This window comes from Delftia lacustris (genome assembly GCF_040267515.1).
Lineage (GTDB): Bacteria > Pseudomonadota > Gammaproteobacteria > Burkholderiales > Burkholderiaceae_C > Comamonas > Comamonas tsuruhatensis.
On sequence record NZ_CP141274.1, the window covers coordinates 2,302,286 to 2,324,323 of the forward strand.

Annotated in this window: 2 protein-coding genes (1 of these 2 running past the window's edge); both read left to right on the plus strand. The window is 70.8% G+C overall.

What is annotated here, in order from left to right:
- Entirely contained in the window at nt 1-9,921 is a 9,921-nt protein-coding gene (locus tag U6958_RS11795; RefSeq protein ID WP_350337307.1) for an amino acid adenylation domain-containing protein, read from the plus strand.
- Nucleotides 9,921-22,038 carry the 5' portion of a non-ribosomal peptide synthase/polyketide synthase gene (locus U6958_RS11800; protein WP_350337308.1) on the plus strand. Its footprint extends 6,479 nt past the window's final position, so the window shows 12,118 of its 18,597 coding nt (coding positions 1-12,118); it begins with the start codon at nt 9,921-9,923; the stop codon falls past the right edge of the window. Before U6958_RS11795 ends, U6958_RS11800 begins: the two co-directional genes overlap by 1 nt.

Genomic DNA, 22,038 nt, shown 5'->3' on the forward strand with positions numbered 1-22,038 from the left:
ATGTCCCTGAACGATCTCGATTCCCGCAAGTCCCGCCTGTCCGATACGCAGCGTGCCGCACTGGCCCTGAGGCTCCGGGGTGCATCCGGTGCACCCGCTGCATCTGGCGCAGGTGGCGCAGGTGGCCTGCCGGACGGCGACACCCGCAACACGGCCCATACCATCACCCGCTGCGACCGCACGCTGGCCATTGCCCTGTCCCCCGCGCAGCGCAGCCTCTGGCTCACCTGGCGGCTGGAGCCCGCCAGCCCCGCCTACAACATGGTGGGATCGCTGTCGCTCAAGGGGCCGCTGGATGCGTGGGCGCTGGAGCAGGCGCTGCAGGCCCTGGCCGAGCGCCACGAGATCCTGCGCACCTGCTATCCGGCCGGCGAGGACGGCGAGCCCCGGCAGTCCATCCAGCCCGCCGCGCCCGTGCCCCTGCGCCATGTCGATCTGGGCGCATGGACGGACGGCGATCCGCAGGCCGAGGCCCAGCGCCAGGTGCTGCTGCTGGCCCGCCAGCCCTTTGCGCTGGACACGGAAACGCCATTGCGCGCCGTCCTGTGCCGGCTGGGCGCGCAGGAGCATGTGCTGGGCCTGTCGCTGCACCACATTGCGGGCGATGGCTGGTCCAACGGCATCGTGATCCAGGAGCTGTTCCACCTGTACGAGGCCCTGCGCACGCAGCAGCCATCGCGCCTGCCGGCCATGGCCCTGCAGTTCGCCGACTACGCCGTCTGGCAGCGCCGCTGGTTCGATGCCGGGGAGCGCGAGCGGCAGCTGGACTACTGGCGCGCCCGGCTGGGCACCGAGCATGAGGCCCTGGCCCTGCCTATGAAGCAGGCCAGGGCGGCCGTGCAGGAAGCACAGGAGCAGCGCCTGGAGTTCACGCTGCCCGCCGCGCTGGCCACCCGCGTGCGTGCCCTGGGCCGCGCGCATGGCGCCTCGCTGTTCATGGTGATGCTGGCCCTGCTCAAGCTGGTGCTGTACCGCTTCAGCGGCACGCGCGAGCTGCGCGTGGGCACGCCCGTGGCCAACCGCCAGAAGGCCGAGACGCATGGGCTGATCGGCTACTTCCTGAACCTGCTGGTGCTGCGCACGCACATCGATCCCGCGCAGGACTTCGGCGCGCTGCTGGCGCAGGTGCGCGAGGCGGTGCTGGGCGCGCAGGCCCACCAGGACCTGCCGTTCCACCTGCTGGTCGAGGCGCTGCAGCCGGCCCGCCAGCCGGGCGTTCACCCGCTGTTCCAGGTCAAGTGCACCCAGCAGGAGGATGCATCGGCCGCGCGCCACATCGCCGGCCTGGAGATCGCCATGCAGGCCGTCTCCAGCGGCCAGGCGCATTTCGACCTGAGCCTGGACTTCACCGACCGGCAGGACGGCATCGACTGCGTGCTGATCTACGCCCATGAACTGTTCGACGAAGCCGTGGTGCGTGACATGGCCGCCGCATTCCAGGACCTTGCGCGGCAGGTCACCGGCGCAATCAGCGACAGGCAGCCCAGGCTGTGCGAGCTGTCGCTGCCAGGCCGCGTGTCGGAGTCTGCAGGCCCGGTGCAGGCCTTTGGCGCCGACAGCGTGCTGCAGCTGTGGTCGCGCGCTGTGCGGGCCCATCCCGATGGCACGGCGGTCAGGGACGCAGGCTCGGCCCTGGACTACGCGCAGCTGGACCGGCAGTCCGACCAGCTGGCCCGGGCCCTGGTGGCGCGCGGCGTGGGGGCCGATGTGCGCGTGGCCCTGCATGCCGAGCGCAGCTGCGCCTTTGTGCTGGGCCTGCTCGCCGTGCTCAAGGCCGGTGGCACCTGTGTGCCCCTGGACCCCGGCCTGCCGGCGCAGCGGCTGGCCTGGCAGCTGCGCGACAGCGGCGCGGTGCTGATGCTCTGCCAGCAGGCGCCCGCCTGGGACGCGGGCGTTCCCCTGCTGAGCCTGGACCCGAATGCCTGCCAGGAGCCGTGCATTGCGGGGCAGGCGCCGCCGGCCGCGCCCCCGCATTCCGCACAGGGCGCCTATGTGATCTACACCTCGGGCTCGACCGGGCAGCCCAAGGGCGTGGTCGTCAGCCACGGGGCGCTGGCCCACTATGTGCAGGCCGTGCTGCAGCGGCTGGACCTGCCCGAGGCGGCGCGCAGCATGGCCATGGTCTCGACCGTGGCGGCGGACCTGGGGCACACCGTGCTGTTCGGTGCGCTGTGTTCGGGGCGCGCGCTGCATCTGATGGCGCCCGAACTGGCCTTCGACCCCGACGGCTTCGCGCGCTACATGGCGGAGCACCGGGTGGACGTGCTCAAGATCGTGCCGAGCCACCTGCAGGGGCTGCTGAACGCCGGCATGCCCGCTGACGTGCTGCCTGCCAGCCGCCTGGTACTGGGCGGCGAGGCCACGCGCTGGCCGCTGGTGGACCGCATCGCCGCGCTCAGGCCCGGCTGCCGCGTGCTCAACCATTACGGCCCCACCGAAACCACGGTGGGCATCCTCACCCAGGAGGCGGGCGAGGCACTGCGCGGCGGCGAAAGCCTGCCCGTGGGCAGGCCGCTGGCCAATAGCCGCGCCCTGGTGCTGGATGCCGACCTGCAGCCCGTGCCCCTGGGCGCCAGCGGCGAGCTGTACCTGGGCGGGGCCGGTTTGGCGCGTGGCTACCAGGCCCGGCCCGGGCAGACGGCAGAGCGCTTCGTGGCCAGCCCGTTCCAGCCGGGCGAGCGCCTGTACCGCACGGGCGACCGCGTGACCATGCTGGCCGATGGCAGCCTGCAGTTCCTGGGCCGCATGGACGACCAGGTGAAGGTGCGAGGCTACCGCGTGGAGCTGCGCGAGGTGGCGCTGGCGCTGCAGGCCGTGCCCGGCGTGGCCCAGGCCGAAGTCGTGGCGCGGCTGGATGGGGAGGGAGGCGGGGACGGGCGCATGCAGCTGCATGCCTATGCCGTGCCCCAGGCGGGCGTGCCCGCCGACAGGCCGGGGTGGGCCGCCGCGCTGGCGCAGGCGCTGCCCGAATACATGGTGCCTGCCAGCATCACCGTGCTGGAAGGCATGCCCCTGACGGCCAACGGCAAGATCGACCGCAAGGCCCTGCCCGTGCCGGAGCAGGCGGCCGCCGATCTGTTCGAGGCGCCCCAAGGCGAGGCCGAGCAGGCGCTGGCCGCCGTCTGGGCCGACCTCTTCGGCCTGGAGCGCGCGGGCCGGCATGACGACTTCTTCGCGCTGGGCGGGGACTCCATCCTCGCGCTCAAGCTGGTGGCGCGTGCCCGCAAGCGCGGCGTCAAGCTCACGCCCAAGCAGCTGTTCACGGGCAAGACGCCGGCGGGTGTGGCACGGCTGGTGGAGGGGCCGGTCGCCGGCGCCGAGCAGACCGAAGGCGCGGCGTCCCTGCCCAGGGCCGACCGCAGTGGCCCGCTGCCGCTGTCCTTTGCGCAATTGCGCCAGTGGTTCCTGTGGCAGCTGGAGCCGGCCGGTACGGCCTATCACATCAGCGGCGCGCTGCGTCTGCTGGGCACGCTCGACGTGCTGGCGCTGCAGCAAAGCTTCGACGCGCTGGTGGCGCGCCACGAGTCGCTGCGCACGGTGTTCCGCATGGGCGGGGACGGGCAGGTGGTGCAGGTGGTTGCCGCACAGGGCAGTGTGCGGGTCGAGCAAAAGGATCTGTCCGAACTCCCCGCTGCGCAGCGCCAGGAGCAACTGCACGAGGCGGCGGCCGCCGTGCACCGCCAGCCCTTCGACCTGCAGGCCGGGCCGCTGCTGCGCGTGGGCCTGATCCGGGAGTCGGCCGAGGCGCATGTGCTGGTCGTGGCCATGCACCACATCGTCTCCGACGGCTGGTCCATGCAGATCATCGTGGATGAATTCGTGCAGCAGTACCGCGCACGGTGCCAGGGACAGGTGCCGCAGGCCGCACCCCTGCCGCTGCAGTACGCCGACTACGCGGCCTGGCAGCGCCAGTGGCTGGAGGCCGGCGAGCGGCAGCGGCAACTGGCCTACTGGCGCGCCCAACTGGGTGACACGCACCCCGTGCTGCAACTGCCCACCGACCACCCGCGCCGGCCCGGCGCGGACCATGTGGCCGCCAGCCATGGCCTGCAGCTGCCGGCCGATCTGGTCGGCAGCCTGCGCCGCCGCGCCCAGGCGCAGGACGCAACGCTGTTCGTGCTGCTGCTGGCGGGCCTGCAGGCCGTGCTGCACCGCTACACGGGCCAGGAAGACATTCGCGTGGGCGTGCCCATTGCCAACCGCCACCGGGTGGAAACACAGGGCACGGTGGGCTTTTTCGTGAACACCCAGGTTCTGCACGCCACGCTGGACGGGCGCATGGGCCTGGCGCAGCTGCTGGACCAGGCCCGGCAGGCCGCCCAGGGCGCGCAGGCCCACCAGGACCTGCCCTTCGAGCAACTGGTCGAGGCGCTGCAGCCCGAACGCAACGCCGGCACCCAGCCGCTGTTCCAGGTGCTGTTCAACCACCAGCGCCAGGACCGCAGCGCGCTGCAGCAACTGCCTGGGCTGGAGCTGCAGGAATATGCGCTGCAGGGCCAGGGTGCCCAGTTCGAGCTGACCGTGGACACCACCGAGGATGCGCAGGGCCGCCTGCACCTGCGCCTGACCTATGCCCGCGAATTGTTCGAGGCCGCCACCATCGGCGCGCTGGCCGGCCACTATGTGGCCATGCTGCAGGCGCTGGCCGATGATCCGGCCCGCAAGGTGGGCGAGGTCGCCTTGCTGGGCGCGGCCGAGCTGCACAGGCAGCAGGCATGGGGCCGCGCCGCCGGCCTGCCTGCCGGCCGGCCGGCCGCAGCGCAGACGCTGCACGGCCGCTTCGCCAGCCAGGCATTGGCGCGAGCCGGGGCGCAGGCGCTGTCCTTCGAGCACCACGTTCTCGGCTACGCCGAACTCGACGCCCGGGCCAACCGCCTGGCCCACCGCCTCATCGCCCTGGGCGTGCGGCCGGAGACACGCGTGGGCATTGCCATGCAGCGCTCGGTGGAGATGGTGGTGGGACTGCTGGCCATCCTCAAGGCCGGTGGCGCCTATGTGCCGCTGGACCCGGATTACCCTGCCGACCGGCTGGCGCACATGGTGGCCGACAGCGGGATCTCTCTGGTGCTGACGCAGGCTGCGCTGCGCGAGCGCATTCCCGGCGCTGCTGCGCTGCAGGTGCTGGAGATCGACATGCTGGACCTGTCGGGCGAACCCGATACCGATCCGCAGGTTGAAGTCTCGGCCGACAGTCTGGCCTATGTGATCTACACCTCGGGCTCGACAGGCAAACCCAAAGGCGCGCAACTGAGCCACCGCAACGTGGCACGGCTGCTGGACGCCACCGATGCCTGGTTCGGCTTCGGGCCTGACGATGTCTGGACCCTGTTCCACTCCTACGCCTTCGACTTCTCGGTCTGGGAGATCTTTGGCGCCCTGTGCACGGGCGGCAGGCTGGTGGTGGTGCCTTACTGGGTCAGCCGTTCGCCCCAGGACTTCCTGGCTTTGCTGCGTGCGGAGCGCGTAACGGTTCTCAATCAAACACCTTCGGCCTTCGGGCAACTGGTGCATGCCGTGGAGCAGGATGAAGAAGGCAGTGCTGGCCTGGCGCTGCGCCAGGTGATCTTCGGCGGCGAGGCGCTGGAGCCCGAGAGCCTGCGGCCCTGGTTCGACCGCTTCGGCGACCAGAGCCCCCGACTCATCAACATGTACGGCATCACCGAGACCACGGTGCATGTGACGTACCGGGAGATCACCAAGGCGGATTTGGACGGAGGTCGCAGCCCCGTGGGCGTGGCGATACCCGACCTGGGTCTGTATGTGATGGACGGCAGCCTGAACCTGCTGCCGCAGGGTGTGGCGGGAGAGTTGTATGTGGCGGGCGAGGGCCTTGCACGTGGTTACCTGAACCGCGCCGGTCTGAGCGCGGAACGTTTTATCGCGAATCCCTACGCGTCAGCAGGCGAGCGCCTGTACCGCACGGGCGACCTGGTGCGCTGGAGTGCCCAGGGCGAACTTGAATACCTGGGCCGTGCCGACCAGCAGGTCAAGATCCGGGGCTTCCGCATCGAGCTGGGCGAGGTGCAGTCGCAGCTGCTGGCCCAGACCGAGGTGCGCGAGGCCGTGGTTTTGGCCAAGGATGGTGCAAGGCTGATCGCCTATGTCTCCCTGCGTGACGCGGTGGAGGAAAGCCAGCTCAAGCAGCGGCTGGGCCAGGCGCTGCCCGACTACATGGTGCCCTCGGCCATCGTCGTGCTCGAAGCCCTGCCGCTGACAGCCAATGGCAAGGTGGACCGCAAGGCGCTGCCCGAGCCGGAGATGGCGAGTGCGCAGGAATACGAGGCACCGCAAGGTGAACTCGAAGAAACGCTGGCGAAGATCTGGGCCGAGGTGCTGGGCGTGGAGCGCGTGGGCCGGCAGGACGGCTTCTTCGAGCTGGGCGGGCATTCGCTGCTCGCCCTGGGCCTGCTGGAGCGCGTACGCGCCCAGGGCCTGCGCGTGCAGGTGCGCACGCTGTTCCAGCATCCGAGGCTGGCGGAGTTTGCGCAGGCGGTGCGGCAGGAGCAGCAGGGTGAGCAAGGGGAGCGGGTAGCCGGCGAAATCGATGTGCCACCCAACGGCATCCCCGAAGGCTGCACGGCGATCACGCCGGACATGCTGACCCTGGTGGCGCTGGATGAAGATGAGATTGCACGCATTGCCGCTGCGGTGCCCGGTGGCGCAGCCAACATCCAGGACATCTACCCGTTGGCGCCGCTGCAGGAGGGGATTCTGTTCCACCACCTGCTGCAGTCCGGGGGCGATGTGTTCGTCTCGCCCAACCTGCTGAGCTTCGGGACGCGCGAGCAGCTGCAATCCTTCGTGCACAGCCTCAACCAGGTGATTGCGCGCCATGACATCCTGCGCACGGCCGTGCTCTGGGAGGGGCTGTCCGAGCCCGTGCAGGTGGTGCTGCGCCAGGCACCGCTGCAGCTGCAGTGGCCTGATGCGGATGAGGCACATGAGGCACTGGTGCCGCAGATGCTGGAGCAACTGCGCAGCCACGACCTGCGCCTGGACGTGCGGCAGGCGCCGATGATAGGGGCGCGGGCCGCGCACGATGCCGGGCAAGGCCGCTGGCTGCTGCAGCTGCTGAGTCACCACCTGGTGATGGACCGCATCACGCTGGACCTGCTGCTGCAGGAGGTGCTGCGGCTTCAGCAGGGCCGCGTGGCCGAGCTGCCGGTGCCCGTGCCCTTCCGGCGCTTTGTGGCGCAGGCGCGCCAGGGCGTGGCGGCCGAGGCGCACGAGCGGTTCTTCCGCCGCATGCTGGCCGATGTGCAGGAGCCCACGGCCGCCTTCGGCCTGCTGGACGTGCAAGGCGATGGCCGTGGCATGGAGGAGGCCCGCCTGCGGTTGGACGCCCCACTGGCCCAGGGCATGCGCGGCCAGGCGCGTGCGCACGGGGTCAGCCCCGCCGCGCTCTGCCACCTGGCCTGGGCGCTGGTGCTGGCCCGGACCAGCGGCAGGCAGGAGCCGGTCTTCGGCACCGTGCTGATGGGCCGCATGGACGGCGGCGCCGGTGCGCAGCAGGCGCTGGGCATGTTCATCAACACCTTGCCGCTGCGCCTGCCGCTGGGCGAAGGCAGCGTGCTCCAGGGCCTGCGCAGCACGGCGGCGGCGCTTGCGGCGCTGCTGCAGCACGAGCATGCCAGCCTGTCGCTGGCCCAGCGCTGCAGCGGCCTGCCTGCGGGAACGCCGCTGTTCAGCGCATTGCTGAACTACCGGCATGGCGCGGCCGAGGGTGCTGCGCAAGAGCTGGCCCGGGCCGGCGTGCAGGTGCTGGGCCGCCCCGAGCGCAGCAACTATCCCGTGGGCATGGCCGTGGATGACGACGGCCAGGGCTTTGTGCTCGTCGCCCAGGTGGTGCGCAGCGTGGGGGCCGGGCGCGTCTGCGCCTACATGCAGCAGGCCCTGCAGGCGCTGGTGCAGGCGCTGCAGCAGCAGCCCGGCCGCGACCTGCGCACGCTGGACGTGGTGCCCCCGGCCGAGCGCCAGGCGCTGCTGGCGCAGGCCGGCAACCCCCGCTCCTGGCCGCAGGCCTTGCCGGTGCACCGCATGTTCGAGGCGCAGGCAAGGCAGCGGCCCCAGGCCCCGGCCCTGGCCGCGGACGGGCAGGTGTTCAGCTACGGCGATCTGGACCGGCGGGCCAGCCGCCTGGCGCAGGCCCTGATCGCCCAGGGGCTGCGGCCCGGGCAGCGCGTGGGCCTGGTGGCCGAGCGCGGGGCCGCCATGGTGGCCGGCCTGCTGGCCATCCTCAAGGCGGGCGCTGCCTACGTGCCCGTCGATCCAGCCCTGCCCGATGAGCGCATGCAGTACATGCTGCAGGACAGCGGGGCCTGCCTGGCGCTGGCCTCGGGCCTGGCGCCGGGCCGGCTGGCCTTGCTCGCCGCCAGCGTGCCGAAGGTGCTGGAACTGGAGGCGCTGGAGGTACCGGAGGCAGTGGAGGCAGTGGAGGCAACGGAGCCAGGGCCGCAGGCAGGCACGGAACGCGCGCCCCGCGTCGAGGTGCATGGCGACCAGGCGGCCTATGTGATCTACACCTCGGGCTCCACCGGGCGGCCCAAGGGTGTGGTGGTGCGGCATGCGGCCTTCTCCAACTTCCTGCAGTCCATGGCGGCACAGCCGGGCCTGCAGGCGCAGGACGTGGTGCTGGCCACGACCTCCGTGTCCTTCGACATTGCGGGCCTGGAGATCTTCCTGCCCCTGGCCGTGGGCGCGCAGCTGGTGGTGGCCGGGCGCGAACAGGTGCGCGACGCGGCCGCGCTGGCGGCGCTGCTGGAGCGCAGCCGCGCCAGCGTGATGCAGGCCACGCCCTCGGGCTGGCGCCTGCTGCTGGCCGGTGGCTGGAAGGCGGCACGGCCGCTGAAGGCGCTGTGCGGCGGCGAGGCGCTTGCGCCGGACCTGATCGCCCTGCTGCGCGCGGCGGGCGTAGACCTCTGGAACCTCTACGGCCCGACCGAGACCACGATCTGGTCCAGCCTGCAGCAGGTGCAGGGCGATGCCGCCACGCTGGGCCAGGCCATCGCGGCCACCCGGCTGCTGGTGCTTGACGAAGGACTGCGCTGCGTGCCGCAAGGCGTGGCCGGTGAGTTGTTCATTGGCGGCCAGGGCCTGGCGCGCGGCTACTGGCAGCGGCCGGGCCTGAGCGCAGAGCGTTTTGTGGCCGATCCTTTCGCGGGACCGGGCGCGGCTGGCGAACGCCTGTACCGCACGGGCGACCTGGTGCGCCGCAATGCCGATGGCGCGCTCGAATACCTGGGCCGGCTGGACCACCAGGTCAAGATCCGCGGCCACCGCATCGAGCTGGGCGAGGTGGAGGCCGCACTGCTGGCCCAGCCCGAGGTGCGCGAGGCCGTGGTCACGGCAGCGGGGTCCGGCAGCGATACGCGCCTTGTGGCGCACGTATCTCTACATGCACCGCTGCATGCAGGCCCGCCCCTGGACGCTGCGGCACTGCGCGCAAGACTGGCCAGCGGCCTGCCCGACTACATGCTGCCATCCACCATCGTGGTGCTGGACACGCTGCCGCTGAACAACAGCGGCAAGGTGGACCGTGCCGCGCTGCCTGCGGCGCAGGCACCGTCCGGCCCGTCCTACGAGGCGCCTTCGGGGCAGGCCGAGGAAATGCTGGCCGGGCTCTGGTCCGAGCTGCTGGGCGGTGGCCGCGTGGACCGCCGCGACAGCTTCTTCGAGCGCGGCGGGCACTCGCTCAAGGTGGTGCAACTGCTGGCGCGGCTGCAGGGGGCAGGCGCTGCGGGGCTGACCGCCCAGGACATTTTCCGCACCCCGGTGCTGCAGGACATGGCGGGCCTGGTGCGCCTGCCGGCCCATGGCGGCGCGGATGCTGCGGGTGCTGCGGGTGCAACAGGCACGACAGGCGCGGATGCGCAGGCGCTCGATGCGCTGGATTCCTTTCTCGAAACTCTGGGAGATATCTGATGGACCGTGGCCGCCTGCGCCAAATCGCCGAGCGCTTTGCAAGCCTGAGCCCTGCCCAGCGCACGCTTGCATTGCAAAAGATCCGGGCCGAGGGACTGGATCTCTCGCACTTCCCCATCCCGGTGCGCGCACCATCGCCCGACCAGACCGAAGCCCTGTCCCATGCGCAGCTGCGCCAGTGGTTCCTGTGGAAGCTGGACCCGCAAAGCTCGGCCTACCACATCGCCCAGGCCTCGTGGATGCATGGCGAGCTGGATCTGGCGGCCTTGCGGCAGGCGTTCGGCGTGCTGCTGGAGCGCCACGGCGGACTGCGCACGGTGTTCGAGGAAAGCCCCGACGGCCTGGCGCGGCAGCGCATCGTGCCGCAGCTGGCCCTGGAGCTGCCGCTGATCGACCTGACCCCCTTGCCTGCCGCACAGCGGCGCGAACGGGCCCTGGCCGAAGCCTCGCGCCTGTGCCTCACGCCCTTTGACCTGACGCGCGGACCGCTGCTGCGCGTGGCCGCCGTCCGCCTGGACAGCCGCCAGCACCTGCTGGTGGTGGTGATGCACCACATCATCTCCGACGGCCGCTCCATGCAGATCCTGCTGGAGGAGTTCGCCGGCCTGTACGCGGCACTGGTGCAGCAGCGCCCGACCCGCCTGCCGCCGCTGCCCATTGCCTACACCGACTACGCCGCCTGGCAGCGCGACTGGCTGGAGGCCGGGGAAAGGCAGCGCCTGCTGGACTACTGGCTGCCCGAACTGGCCGGGGGGCAGGACCTGCATCTGGAACTGCCCGCCGACCATGCCCGCGCGCCGGGCGCCGAGACCCGCTGGCATGCCGCCTGGCACCGGCTGGATCTGCCCGCCAGCCTGGTGGCCGGACTGGAGCAGCGCGCCCGCGAGCAGGGCACCTCCCTCTTCGTGGCGCTGCTGGCCGGGTTCCAGGCCCTGCTGCACCGCTATACCGCCGAGACCGATATCCGCGTGGGCGTGCCCGTGGCCAACCGCAACCAGCCCGAGGCCGAGCCGCTGGTCGGCTTCTTCGTCAACACGCTGGTGATGCGTGGCCGGCTCGATCCCCGCATGCGCCTGCAGGAGCTGCTGGCCCAGCTGTCCGAGCGGGTCCGCCTGGGCCTGGCCCACCAGGACCTGCCCTATGAGCAACTGGTCGAGGCGCTGCAGCCGCGCCGCAGCCTGGACGGCAGCTCGCTGTTCCAGGTGATGCTGAACTACCAGCACGAAGAGGCCGCCGGCCTGGCGGGCCTGGAGATCCAGAAGCTGGAGCTGGACGGCCTGGCCGCCCAGTTCGAGCTGACCCTGCACGCCAGCCGCCGCGCCAACGGCAGCCTGCAGCTGGGCTTTGCCTATGCGCGCGAGCGCTTCGAGCCGGCCACGGTGCAGCGCATGGGCGCGCATCTGTCGCTGCTGCTGCAGGCGCTGGCGCATGCGCCGCAGTGCGCGCTGGACCAGGTGCAACTGCTGCCCGGCGATGAGCAGGCGCAGCTTCTGGACCGCAGTGCGCGCCGCAGTACCCGCAATGGACCTGCCCTCAACCCTGCGCAGCCCGCCTGCCTGCACCAGCGCTTTGCCACAAGCGCGCAGCAGCGGCCGGATGCGGTGGCGCTGACCTGCGAGTCCGCACGACTGACCTACGCCGAACTCGACGCCCAGGCCAACCGCCTGGCCCACTGTCTGATCGCCCTGGGCGTGCGGCCGGAGACACGCGTGGGCATTGCCATGCAGCGCTCGGTGGAGATGGTGGTGGGACTGCTGGCCATCCTCAAGGCCGGTGGCGCCTATGTGCCGCTGGACCCGGATTACCCTGCCGACCGGCTGGCGCACATGGTGGCCGACAGCGGGATCTCTCTGGTGCTGACGCAGGCTGCGCTGCGCGAGCGCATTCCCGGCGCTGCTGCGCTGCAGGTGCTGGAGATCGACATGCTGGACCTGTCGGGCGAACCCGATACCGATCCGCAGGTTGAAGTCTCGGCCGACAGTCTGGCCTATGTGATCTACACCTCGGGCTCGACAGGCAAACCCAAAGGCGCGCAACTGAGCCACCGCAACGTGGCACGGCTGCTGGACGCCACCGATGCCTGGTTCGGCTTCGGGCCTGACGATGTCTGGACCCTGTTCCACTCCTACGCCTTCGACTTCTCGGTCTGGGAGATCTTTGGCGCCCTGTGCACGGGCGGCAGGCTGGTGGTGGTGCCTTACTGGGTCAGCCGTTCGCCCCAGGACTTCCTGGCTTTGCTGCGTGCGGAGCGCGTAACGGTTCTCAATCAAACACCTTCGGCCTTCGGGCAACTGGTGCATGCCGTGGAGCAGGATGAAGAAGGCAGTGCTGGCCTGGCGCTGCGCCAGGTGATCTTCGGCGGCGAGGCGCTGGAGCCCGAGAGCCTGCGGCCCTGGTTCGACCGCTTCGGTGACCAGAGCCCCCAACTCGTCAACATGTACGGCATCACCGAGACCACGGTGCATGTGACGTACCGGGAGATCACCCGGAAGGATCTGGAGGGCGGACGCAGCCCCGTGGGCGTGGCGATTCCGGACCTGGGCCTGTACGTGCTCGACGGCAGCCTGAACCTGCTGCCGCAGGGTGTGGCGGGAGAGTTGTACGTGGCGGGCGAGGGCTTGGCACGCGGCTATCTCAACAGGCAAGGGCTGACGGCAGAGCGCTTCATTGCCAACCCGTTCAGCGAGAGGGGCGAGCGCCTGTACCGCACGGGCGATCTGGTGCGCTGGAACGCTCAGGGCGAACTCGAATACCTGGGCCGTGCCGACCAGCAGGTCAAGATCCGGGGCTTCCGCATCGAGCTGGGCGAGGTGCAGTCGCAACTGCTGGCCCAGCCTGAGGTGCGCGAGGCGGTGGTGCTGGCCAAGGAGGGGGCGGGCGGTGCCAGACTGATCGCCTATGTGTCGCTGAATGCAGAAATCGCAGAGGGTCTGCTCAAGGGGCGACTGGGCCAGGCGCTGCCCGACTACATGGTGCCCTCGGCCATCGTCGTGCTCGATGCCCTGCCTTTGACGGCCAACGGCAAGGTGGACCGCAAGGCGCTGCCCGAGCCGGAGATGGCGAGTGCGCAGCAATACGAGGCACCGCAAGGTGAACTCGAAGAAACGCTGGCGAAGATCTGGGCCGAGGTGCTGGGCGTGGAGCGCGTGGGCCGGCAGGACGGCTTCTTTGAACTGGGTGGGCATTCGCTGCTGGCCCTGGGCCTGCTGGAGCGTGTGCGCGCCCAGGGCCTGCGCGTGCAGGTGCGCACGCTGTTCCAGCATCCGAGGCTGGCGGAGTTTGCGCAGGCGGTACTGGAGGAACAGCAGGAGCAGCAGGGTGAGCAAGGGGAGGAGGTGGCCGGCGAGATCGATGTGCCACCCAACGGCATCCCCGAAGGCTGCACGGCGATCACGCCGGACATGCTGACCCTGGTGGCGCTGGATGAGGAGGAGATTGCTCGCATTGCGCAGGCGGTGCCCGGTGGCGCAGCCAATATCCAGGACATCTACCCGCTGGCGCCGCTGCAGGAGGGAATTCTGTTCCACCACCTGCTGCAGTCCGAGGGCGATGCCTATGTCACCTCGCACACGCTGAGCTTCGACTCGCGCGAGCGGCTGCAGCGGTTTGCCGAGAGCTTTGACCAGGTGGTCGCGCGGCATGACATCCTGCGCACGGCCGTGTTCTGGGAGGGCCTGGCGACGCCCGTGCAGGTCGTCTGCCGGCAGGCCCGCCTGCCGCTGTCCTGGCTGGAGGGGGGCGGCACGGCGGCATCATCGCAGGACGCGCAGGACGCGCAGGACGCGCAGGACGCGCTGGCCCGGCTGGCCGCCTGCGCCCAGGGCTACCGCATCGACCTGCGCAAGGCGCCGCTGATCCACCTGGTGGCCGCGCAGGACGCGCCGGGCCAGCGCTGGCTGCTGCAGATCCTGGCCCATCACATGGTGGACGACAACACCACGCTCAAGCAGGTGATCGGCGAGATCGCGCTGATCCAGCAGGGCCGCTCCAGTGCGCTGCCCCGGCCGCTGCCGTTCCGCCAGTTCGTGGCCCAGGCGCGCTCGGGCGAGGGCACGGCCGGGCATGAGGCGTTTTTCCGCGCCATGCTGGGCGATGTGCAGGAGCCCACGGCGCCCTTCGGGCTGCTGGACGTCCAGGGCGACGGAGCGCGCACGAACGAGGTGCGGCAGGTGCTTGACGGCGGCCTTGCCGCCCGGTTGCGGCAGCAGTCCCGGCGCCACGGCGTCAGCGCCGCCGCGCTGTTCCACCTGGCCTGGGCCCTGGTGCTGGCCAGGACCAGCGGCAGGGACGACGTGGTGTTCGGCACCGTGCTGTTTGGCCGCATGCAGGCGCAGCAGGGCGCGGCCCGCGCGCTGGGCATGTTCATCAATACGCTGCCGCTGCGCGTTCGCCTGGCCGGATGTGGCGTGGCCCAGGCCCTGCGCCAGACCCAGTCCGCGCTGACGGACCTGCTGCAGCACGAGCATGCCAGCCTGTCGATGGCCCAGTCCTGCAGCGGCCTGGCCGGCGGGGCGCCGCTGTTCACGGCCCTGCTCAACTACCGGCACACGGCGCTGCAGGACGCGGACGCTGGCGATGCCTGGAGCGGCGTGCAGATACTGCAAAGCCACGAGCGCACCAACTTCCCGTTCGGCCTGTCGGTCAACGACACGGGCGAGGGCTTCACGCTGATCGCGCATGTGATCGATGCGGTGAATGCCCACAGCATGTGCGGCTACATGCACGAGGCGCTGGACGGCCTGGCCGATGCCCTGGCGCGCGACCCCGGCCAGCCCGTGACCGCGATTGCGGTGCTGCCCGCGCATGAACGGGACAGGCTGCTGCAGTGGAGCCTCAATGGCAAGTCCCATCCCCAGGCCCTGCCCGTGCACCGGGAATTCGAGGCCCGCGTGCGGGAGCAGCCCGATGCCGTCTGCCTGGTCCATGGCGACGAGGCGCTGACCTCGGCCCGGCTCAACGCCCGGGCCAACCGGCTGGCCCACCGGCTGATGGCCCTGGGCGTGGGGCCGGACGTGCGCGTGGGCGTTGCGCTGGAGCGCTCGATGGACATGGTGGCCGGGCTGCTGGCGGTGCTCAAGGCCGGCGGCGCCTACGTGCCGCTGGACATGGAGTACCCGGTGGACCGCCTGGCCTACATTGCCCAGGACAGCGGCATTGCCCTGCTGCTGACCGAGCGCAAGGCACGCGAGCGCCTGCCGTTCGCGCAGGCGCTGAACGTGGTCGAGCTCGACGATCTGGACCTGGACGCAGGGCCTGACCACAATCCCGGCGTGGCGGTCCATGGCGACCATCTGGCTTATGTGATCTACACCTCGGGCTCCACCGGCCGGCCCAAGGGGGCGGCCAACCGGCATGCCGCGCTGTCCAATTGCATGGCCTGGATGCAGGACCACTACCGGCTCACGCGGGCCGACGCGGTGCTGCACAAGGCGGCCTTCGGCTTCGATGTCTCGGCCTGGGAAATCTTCTGGCCGCTGACGGCGGGCGTGCGCCTGGTGGTGGCCCGGCCCGGCGACCACCGCGATCCCGAGCGCATCGTCGCGCTGATCCGCCGCCACCAGATCACCACGCTGAACTTCGTGCCGGCCATGCTGCAGGCGTTTCTGGCCCATGAAGGCATCGAGGAGGAGACCCGCCTGCGCTATGTGATCTGCGGCGGCGAGGCCATGCCGGCCGAGACACAGCGCGAGGCCCTGCGCCGCCTGCACGGCGTCAGCCTGCAAAACCTCTACGGCCCGACCGAGGCCGCCATCCACGTGACGCACTGGACCTGCCGCGACGATGGCCGCAGCCCGGTCCCCATCGGCCGCCCCGTCAGCGCGACCAAGGCCTTGGTGCTGGGCCAGGATCTGGGACTGGTTCCCGCAGGCGTGGCCGGCGAACTCTATCTGGGCGGGCAGGCGCTGGCGCAGGGCTACCTGGGCCGGCCCGGCCTGAGCGCCGAGCGCTTCGTCGCCGATCCGTTCGACCAGGGCGGCGGCCGCCTGTACCGCACGGGCGACCTGGTGCGCTGGAACGACGAAGGCCAACTGGAGTACCTGGGGCGCCTGGACCACCAGGTGAAGATCCGGGGCTTTCGCATCGAGCTGGGCGAGATCGAGGCCCGGCTGCTGGCCCAGCCCCAGGTGCGGGAGTCCGTGGTCGTGGCCCGCAAGGGCCCGGCGGGCATGCACCTGGCGGCCTATGTCTCGGCGCATGAAGGGCAGCAGGTCACGGCGGCCGAACTGCGCGAGCGCCTGGCCCTTGAACTGCCGGACTACATGGTGCCGGCCGCCATCATGGTGCTGGACCGCCTTCCCCTGAATGCCAATGGCAAGGTGGACAGGGCCGCCTTGCCCGAGCCTGAACTGCTGGCCAGCCTGCACTACGAGGCGCCCGTGGGCGACGGCGAGCAGCGTCTGGCCGCACTCTGGAGCGAGGTGCTGGGCGTGGAGCGCGTGGGGCGCCACGACCATTTCTTTGAGCTGGGCGGGCACTCGCTGCTGGCCCTGAAGCTGCTGGAGCGCATGCGCGCCCAGGGCTGGGTGACGCAGGTGCGCACGCTGTTCCAGCACCCCCGGCTGGCGGATCTGGCACTGGCGCTGCGCCGCGAGCAGGGCCTGCCCCGGCATGAGGTGCAGGTGCCGCCCAACGGCATCCCCGAAGGCTGCACGGCCATCACGCCCGCCATGCTGACGCTGGTGGCGCTGGACGTGCAGGAGATCGCGCGGGTCGAGGCCGCCGTGCCCGGTGGCGCGGCCAACATCCAGGACATCTATCCGCTGGCGCCCCTGCAGGAAGGCATTCTGTTCCACCACACCCTGCACCAGCAGGGCGACGCCTATGCCACGCCCACGCTGCTGGGCTTCGACACGCGCGAGCGGCTGCTGGGCTTTGTGCAACGGCTCAACCGGGTCATCGCACGCCACGACATCCTGCGCACGGCCGTGCTGTGGGAAGGGCTGGCCGAGCCCGTGCAGGTGGTCTGGCGGCAGGCACAGGTGCTGCTCGACTGGCTGGAGGAGAGCGAAGGTGAAGGGGAAGGAACGGATGTGGCCAGCCGGCTGCAGGCCGTGCTGGACCCGCGCGTGCAGCGCATCGATGTGCGCCGCGCACCCATGATCCGCGCCGTGGCGGCGCAGGATGCGCCCCACGGGCGCTGGCTGCTGCAGCTGCTGACGCATCACCTGGTGCTGGACCACACGACGCTGGAGCGCATCGTCGAGGAGATCGCGCTGATGGCCCAGGGCCGCGAGGCGGAGCTGCCCAGGCCCCTGCCGTTCAGGCGCTTCGTGGCCCAGGCCCGGCTGGGCGTGAGCACCAGTGAGCATGAGGACTTCTTCCGCGCCATGCTCGGCGATGTGGATGAGCCTACGGCGCCGTTTGGCCTGCTGGATGTGCAGGGGGACGGCAGCGCGGTGGAGGAGGCAAGGATGGCCTTGGACGAGCCCCTGGCGCGCAGCGTGCGGCGGCAGGCGCAGCGCCATGGGGTGAGTGCGGCCAGCCTGTTCCACCTGGCCTGGGCGCTGGTGCTGGGCAGGACCACGGGCAAGGACGACGTGGTGTTCGGCACCGTGCTCTTTGGCCGCATGCAGGGCGGGGAGGGCGCGCACAGTGCGCTGGGCATGTTCATCAACACGCTGCCGCTGCGCATACGGTTGGGCGGTCGGCTGGGCGGGCGCAGCGTGCAGGACTGCCTGCGCCAGACGCATGAACTGCTGACGGGGCTGATGCACCACGAGCACGCCACGCTGTCGCTGGCGCAGCGCTGCAGCGCTCTGGCGGGGGGAACGCCGCTGTTCTCGGCCCTGCTCAACTACCGCTACAGCGTGGCCCCGCAGGAGGGAGCCGCAGCGGGCGCGTGGGAAGGCATGACGGCGCTGGGCGGGCAGGAGCGCACCAACTACCCCGTGACCGTGTCCATCGATGACCTGGGCGAAGGCTTTGGCATCGTGGCCCAGGCCGATGCTGCTCTGGGGGCTGAACGGCTGTGTGGATACATGGCGGCGGCCGTGGCCTCCCTGGTCCACGCGCTGGAAAGCGAGCCCGGCCTGGAGGCTGCGGCGCTGGACATGCTGGACGGCAAGGAATGGGCGCAGCTGCAGGCCTGGAGCCTGGGCGCCCGAGCCGAGCCCGGAATGCAGCCCGTGCACCAGCTGATCGAGCGCCAGGTCCAGGCACGGCCGGATGCCGTGGCGCTGGTCTTTGGCGATCAGGTGCTGAGCTACGACCAGCTCAACCGCCGCGCCAACCGGCTGGCCCACCGGCTGATGGCCCTGGGCGTGAGGCCGGAGACCCGGGTCGGCATCGCCATGGAGCGGTCCATCGAGATGGTGGTGGGCCTGCTGGCCATCATGAAGGCCGGTGGCGCCTATGTGCCCCTGGACCCCGATCACCCGCCCGAACGGCTGGCGCAGATGATCGAAGACGGCGCCGTGCGGCGCCTGCTCACCCACAGCGCGCTGCGCGAGCGCCTGCCCGCAGGCGAGGATCTGCAGTGGCTGGACATCGACCGCATCGATGTGGCCGGTGAATCGCAGCGCAACCCGGTGGTTGCCGTGCATGGGGAGCATCTGGCCTATGTGATCTTCACCTCGGGCTCCACGGGCCGCCCCAAGGGCGCGGCCAACCGGCATGCGGCCCTGCACAACCGGCTGGCCTGGATGCAGCAGGCCTATGCGCTCGATGCCTCGGACGCCGTGCTGCAAAAGACACCGTTCAGCTTCGATGTGTCGGTCTGGGAGTTCTTCTGGCCCCTGATGGCCGGCGCCCGGCTGGTGATGGCCGCGCCTGGCGATCACCGTGACCCCGCAAGGCTGGTGGCGCTGATCACGGACCATGGCGTCACCACCGTGCACTTCGTGCCTTCCATGCTGCAGGCCTTTGTGGCGCACGCGGGCGTGGCGGCATGCACGGGCCTCAGGCGCATCCTGTGCAGCGGCGAGGCCCTGCCGGCCGAGGCGCAGAACGCCGTCTTCAGGCTCCTGCCCGGGGCCGGTCTCTACAACCTCTATGGCCCGACCGAGGCGGCCATCGACGTCACCCACTGGCGCTGCCGCGACGACGGGCGGCGCCAGGTTCCCATCGGCCAGCCCATCAGCGGCATCCGCACCTATGTGCTGGACTGCGCCATGCGGCCGGCGCCACGGGGTGTGGCCGGCGAGCTGTACCTGGGCGGCATGGGCCTGGCGCGCGGCTATCTGAACCGCCCCGCACTGACGGCCGAGCGCTTTGTGGCCGACCCGCTGGACACACAGGGCGGCCTGCTGTACCGCACGGGCGACCTGGTGCGCTGGAACGGCGACGGCCAGATCGAGTACCTGGGGCGCCTGGACCACCAGGTGAAGATCCGCGGCCTGCGCATCGAGCTGGGCGAGATCGAGGCCCATCTGCTGGCCCAGCCCGGCGTGCGCGAGGCCGTGGTGGTCGCGGCACAAGCCACATCGGGCGCGGCGGGCGCACGCCTTGTCGCCTATGTGGCCGGCCCGGACGCCGATGCGGGGCTGGCCGAAACCTTGCGCCAGGCGCTGGCCGGGCGGCTGCCGGACTATATGCAGCCTTCGGCCATCGTCGTGCTGCCTGCGCTTGCGCTCAATGCCAACGGCAAGGTGGACCGCAAGGCCCTGCCGCAGCCCGAATGGGCGCAGCGTGGATACGAGCCGCCGCACAACGGGGTGGAGCAGCAGCTGTCGGCGATATGGGCCGAGCTTCTGGGGCAGGACCGCGTGGGGCGGCGCGACAACTTCTTCGAGCTGGGCGGACACTCGCTGCTGGCCATGGGCATGCTGGAACGCATGCGTGCGCATGGCCTGTCGGCCTCGGTGCGCAGCCTGTTCCAGCATCCGCAACTGGCGGATTTTGCGGCGCAGCTGATGCAGGCGGATGGCGCTGCCCAGGTGCAGGTGCCGCCCAATGGCATTCCCGAAGGCTGCACGGCCATCACGCCCGCCATGCTGACGCTGGTGGCGCTGGACGTGCAGGAGATCGCACGGGTCGAGGCCGCCGTGCCCGGTGGCGCGGCCAACATCCAGGACATCTATCCGCTGGCGCCGCTGCAGGAAGGCATTCTGTTCCACCACACGCTGCACCCGCAGGGCGACGCCTACGCCACGCCCACGCTGCTGGGCTTCGACACGCGCGAGCGGCTGCTGGGCTTTGTGGCCCACCTGAACCGGGTCATCGCACGCCACGACATCCTGCGCACGGCCGTGGTGTGGGAGGGGTTGGCCGAGCCTGTGCAGGTGGTCTGCCGGCAGGCACAGGTGCTGGTCGATTGGCTGGAGCCTGGTGAAAGCGAGGGCGAGGGCGAGGGCGAGGGCGAGGGCGAAGGCGAAGGCGATGTGGCCGCCGTGCTGCAGAAGCGCCTGGACCCGCGCGTGCAGCGCATCGATGTGCGCCGCGCGCCCATGATCCGCGCCGTGGCGGCGCAGGATGCGCCCAACGGGCGCTGGCTGCTGCAGCTGCTGACCCACCATCTGGTGCTGGACCACACGACGCTGGAACGCATCGTCGAGGAGATCGCGCTGATGGCCCAGGGCCGCGAGGCGGAGTTGCCCAGGCCCCTGCCGTTCAGGCGCTTCGTGGCCCAGGCCCGCCTGGGCGTGAGCACCAGCGAGCATGAGGACTTCTTCCGCGCCATGCTCGGCGATGTGGATGAACCCACGGCGCCGTTTGGCCTGCTGGATGTGCAGGGCGATGGGAGCGCAGTGGAGGAGGCCAGGCTTGCGCTGGATGCACAACTGTCGCGCGAGCTGCGCCGGCAGGCGCAGCGCCATGGGGTGAGTGCAGCCAGCCTGTTCCACCTGGCCTGGGCGCTGGTGCTGGGCAGGACCACGGGCAAGGACGACGTGGTGTTCGGCACCGTGCTCTTTGGCCGCATGCAGGGCGGGGAGGGCGCGCACAGCGCGCTGGGCATGTTCATCAACACGCTGCCGCTGCGCATACGGCTGGGCGGGCGCAGCGTGCAGGACTGCCTGCATGAGACGCATGCGGGGCTGACGGGGCTGATGCACCACGAGCACGCCACGCTGTCGCTGGCGCAGCGCTGCAGCGCTCTGGCGGGGGGGACGCCGCTGTTCTCGGCCCTGCTCAACTACCGCTACAGCGTGGCGCCGCAGGAGGGCGCCGCAGCGGACGCAGCCTCGGGCGCGTGGGAAGGCATGACGGCCCTGGGCGGGCAGGAGCGCACCAACTATCCGGTGGACATGTCCATCGATGACCTGGGCCAGGGCTTTCGCCTGGTCGGGCAGGCCAGCAAGGCCGTGGGCGCGCAGCGCCTGTGCGCCTACATGCTGGCCGCCGTGGAAGGCATTGTTGCGGCCCTGGCCGAAACGCCCGCGCTGCCGGCCTGCGATATCGAGCTGCTGGACCGGGACGAATGGGCGCAGCTGACGCAATGGGCGCAATCGGTGCAGTCTGGATGCAACCCGCAGAGCCGCGACGTCCAGCCCCTGGTGCACAGGCTGTTCGAGCAGCAGGCGGACGAGCGGCCCCAGGCCACGGCCCTGGTCTTTGGCGACGAATGCATCAGCTATGCGCAGCTCAACCGGCGTGCCAACCGCCTTGCGCACCGCCTGATCGCCGAGGGCGTGGGCGCGGAGGTGCGCGTGGGCATTGCGGTGGAACGCTCGGTGGAGATGGTGGTGGCCGTGCTGGCCGTGCTCAAGTCGGGCGCGGCCTATGTGCCCCTGGACCCCGGCTATCCGGCCGAGCGCCTGGCCCACATGGTCGAGGACAGCGGCATGGCCTGCCTGCTCACGCAGTCCCGCCTGGGGCTGGAGGTGGCCGGTCGCGTGAAGGCGCTGGACCTGGATGCCATCGGCGCGATGCCGGGGCCCGACCACAACCCCGGTGCCGCCGTGCATGGCGAATGCCTGGCCTATGTGATCTACACCTCGGGCTCCACCGGACGGCCCAAGGGCGTGGGCATCTCCCACCGCTGCCTGGCCGAGCAGGCGCAGCTGGCCGTCGGCTTTGCCGCGCTGTCGCCGCAGGACCGCGTGCTGCAGTTCGCCACGCTGAATTTCGATGGCTGCATCGAGCAGCTGTTCGCGCCCCTGGTGGCCGGCGCGGCCATGGTGCTGCGCGGGCCCGAACTCTGGGACAGCGCCACCTTCCACAGGGAACTCATGGCCAGGC

Excerpts from the sequence above, each read along its gene's own strand:
- U6958_RS11795 (WP_350337307.1), top strand. The coding sequence starts at position 1 with ATGTCCCTGAACGATCTCGATTCCCGCAAGTCCCGCCTGTCCGATACG.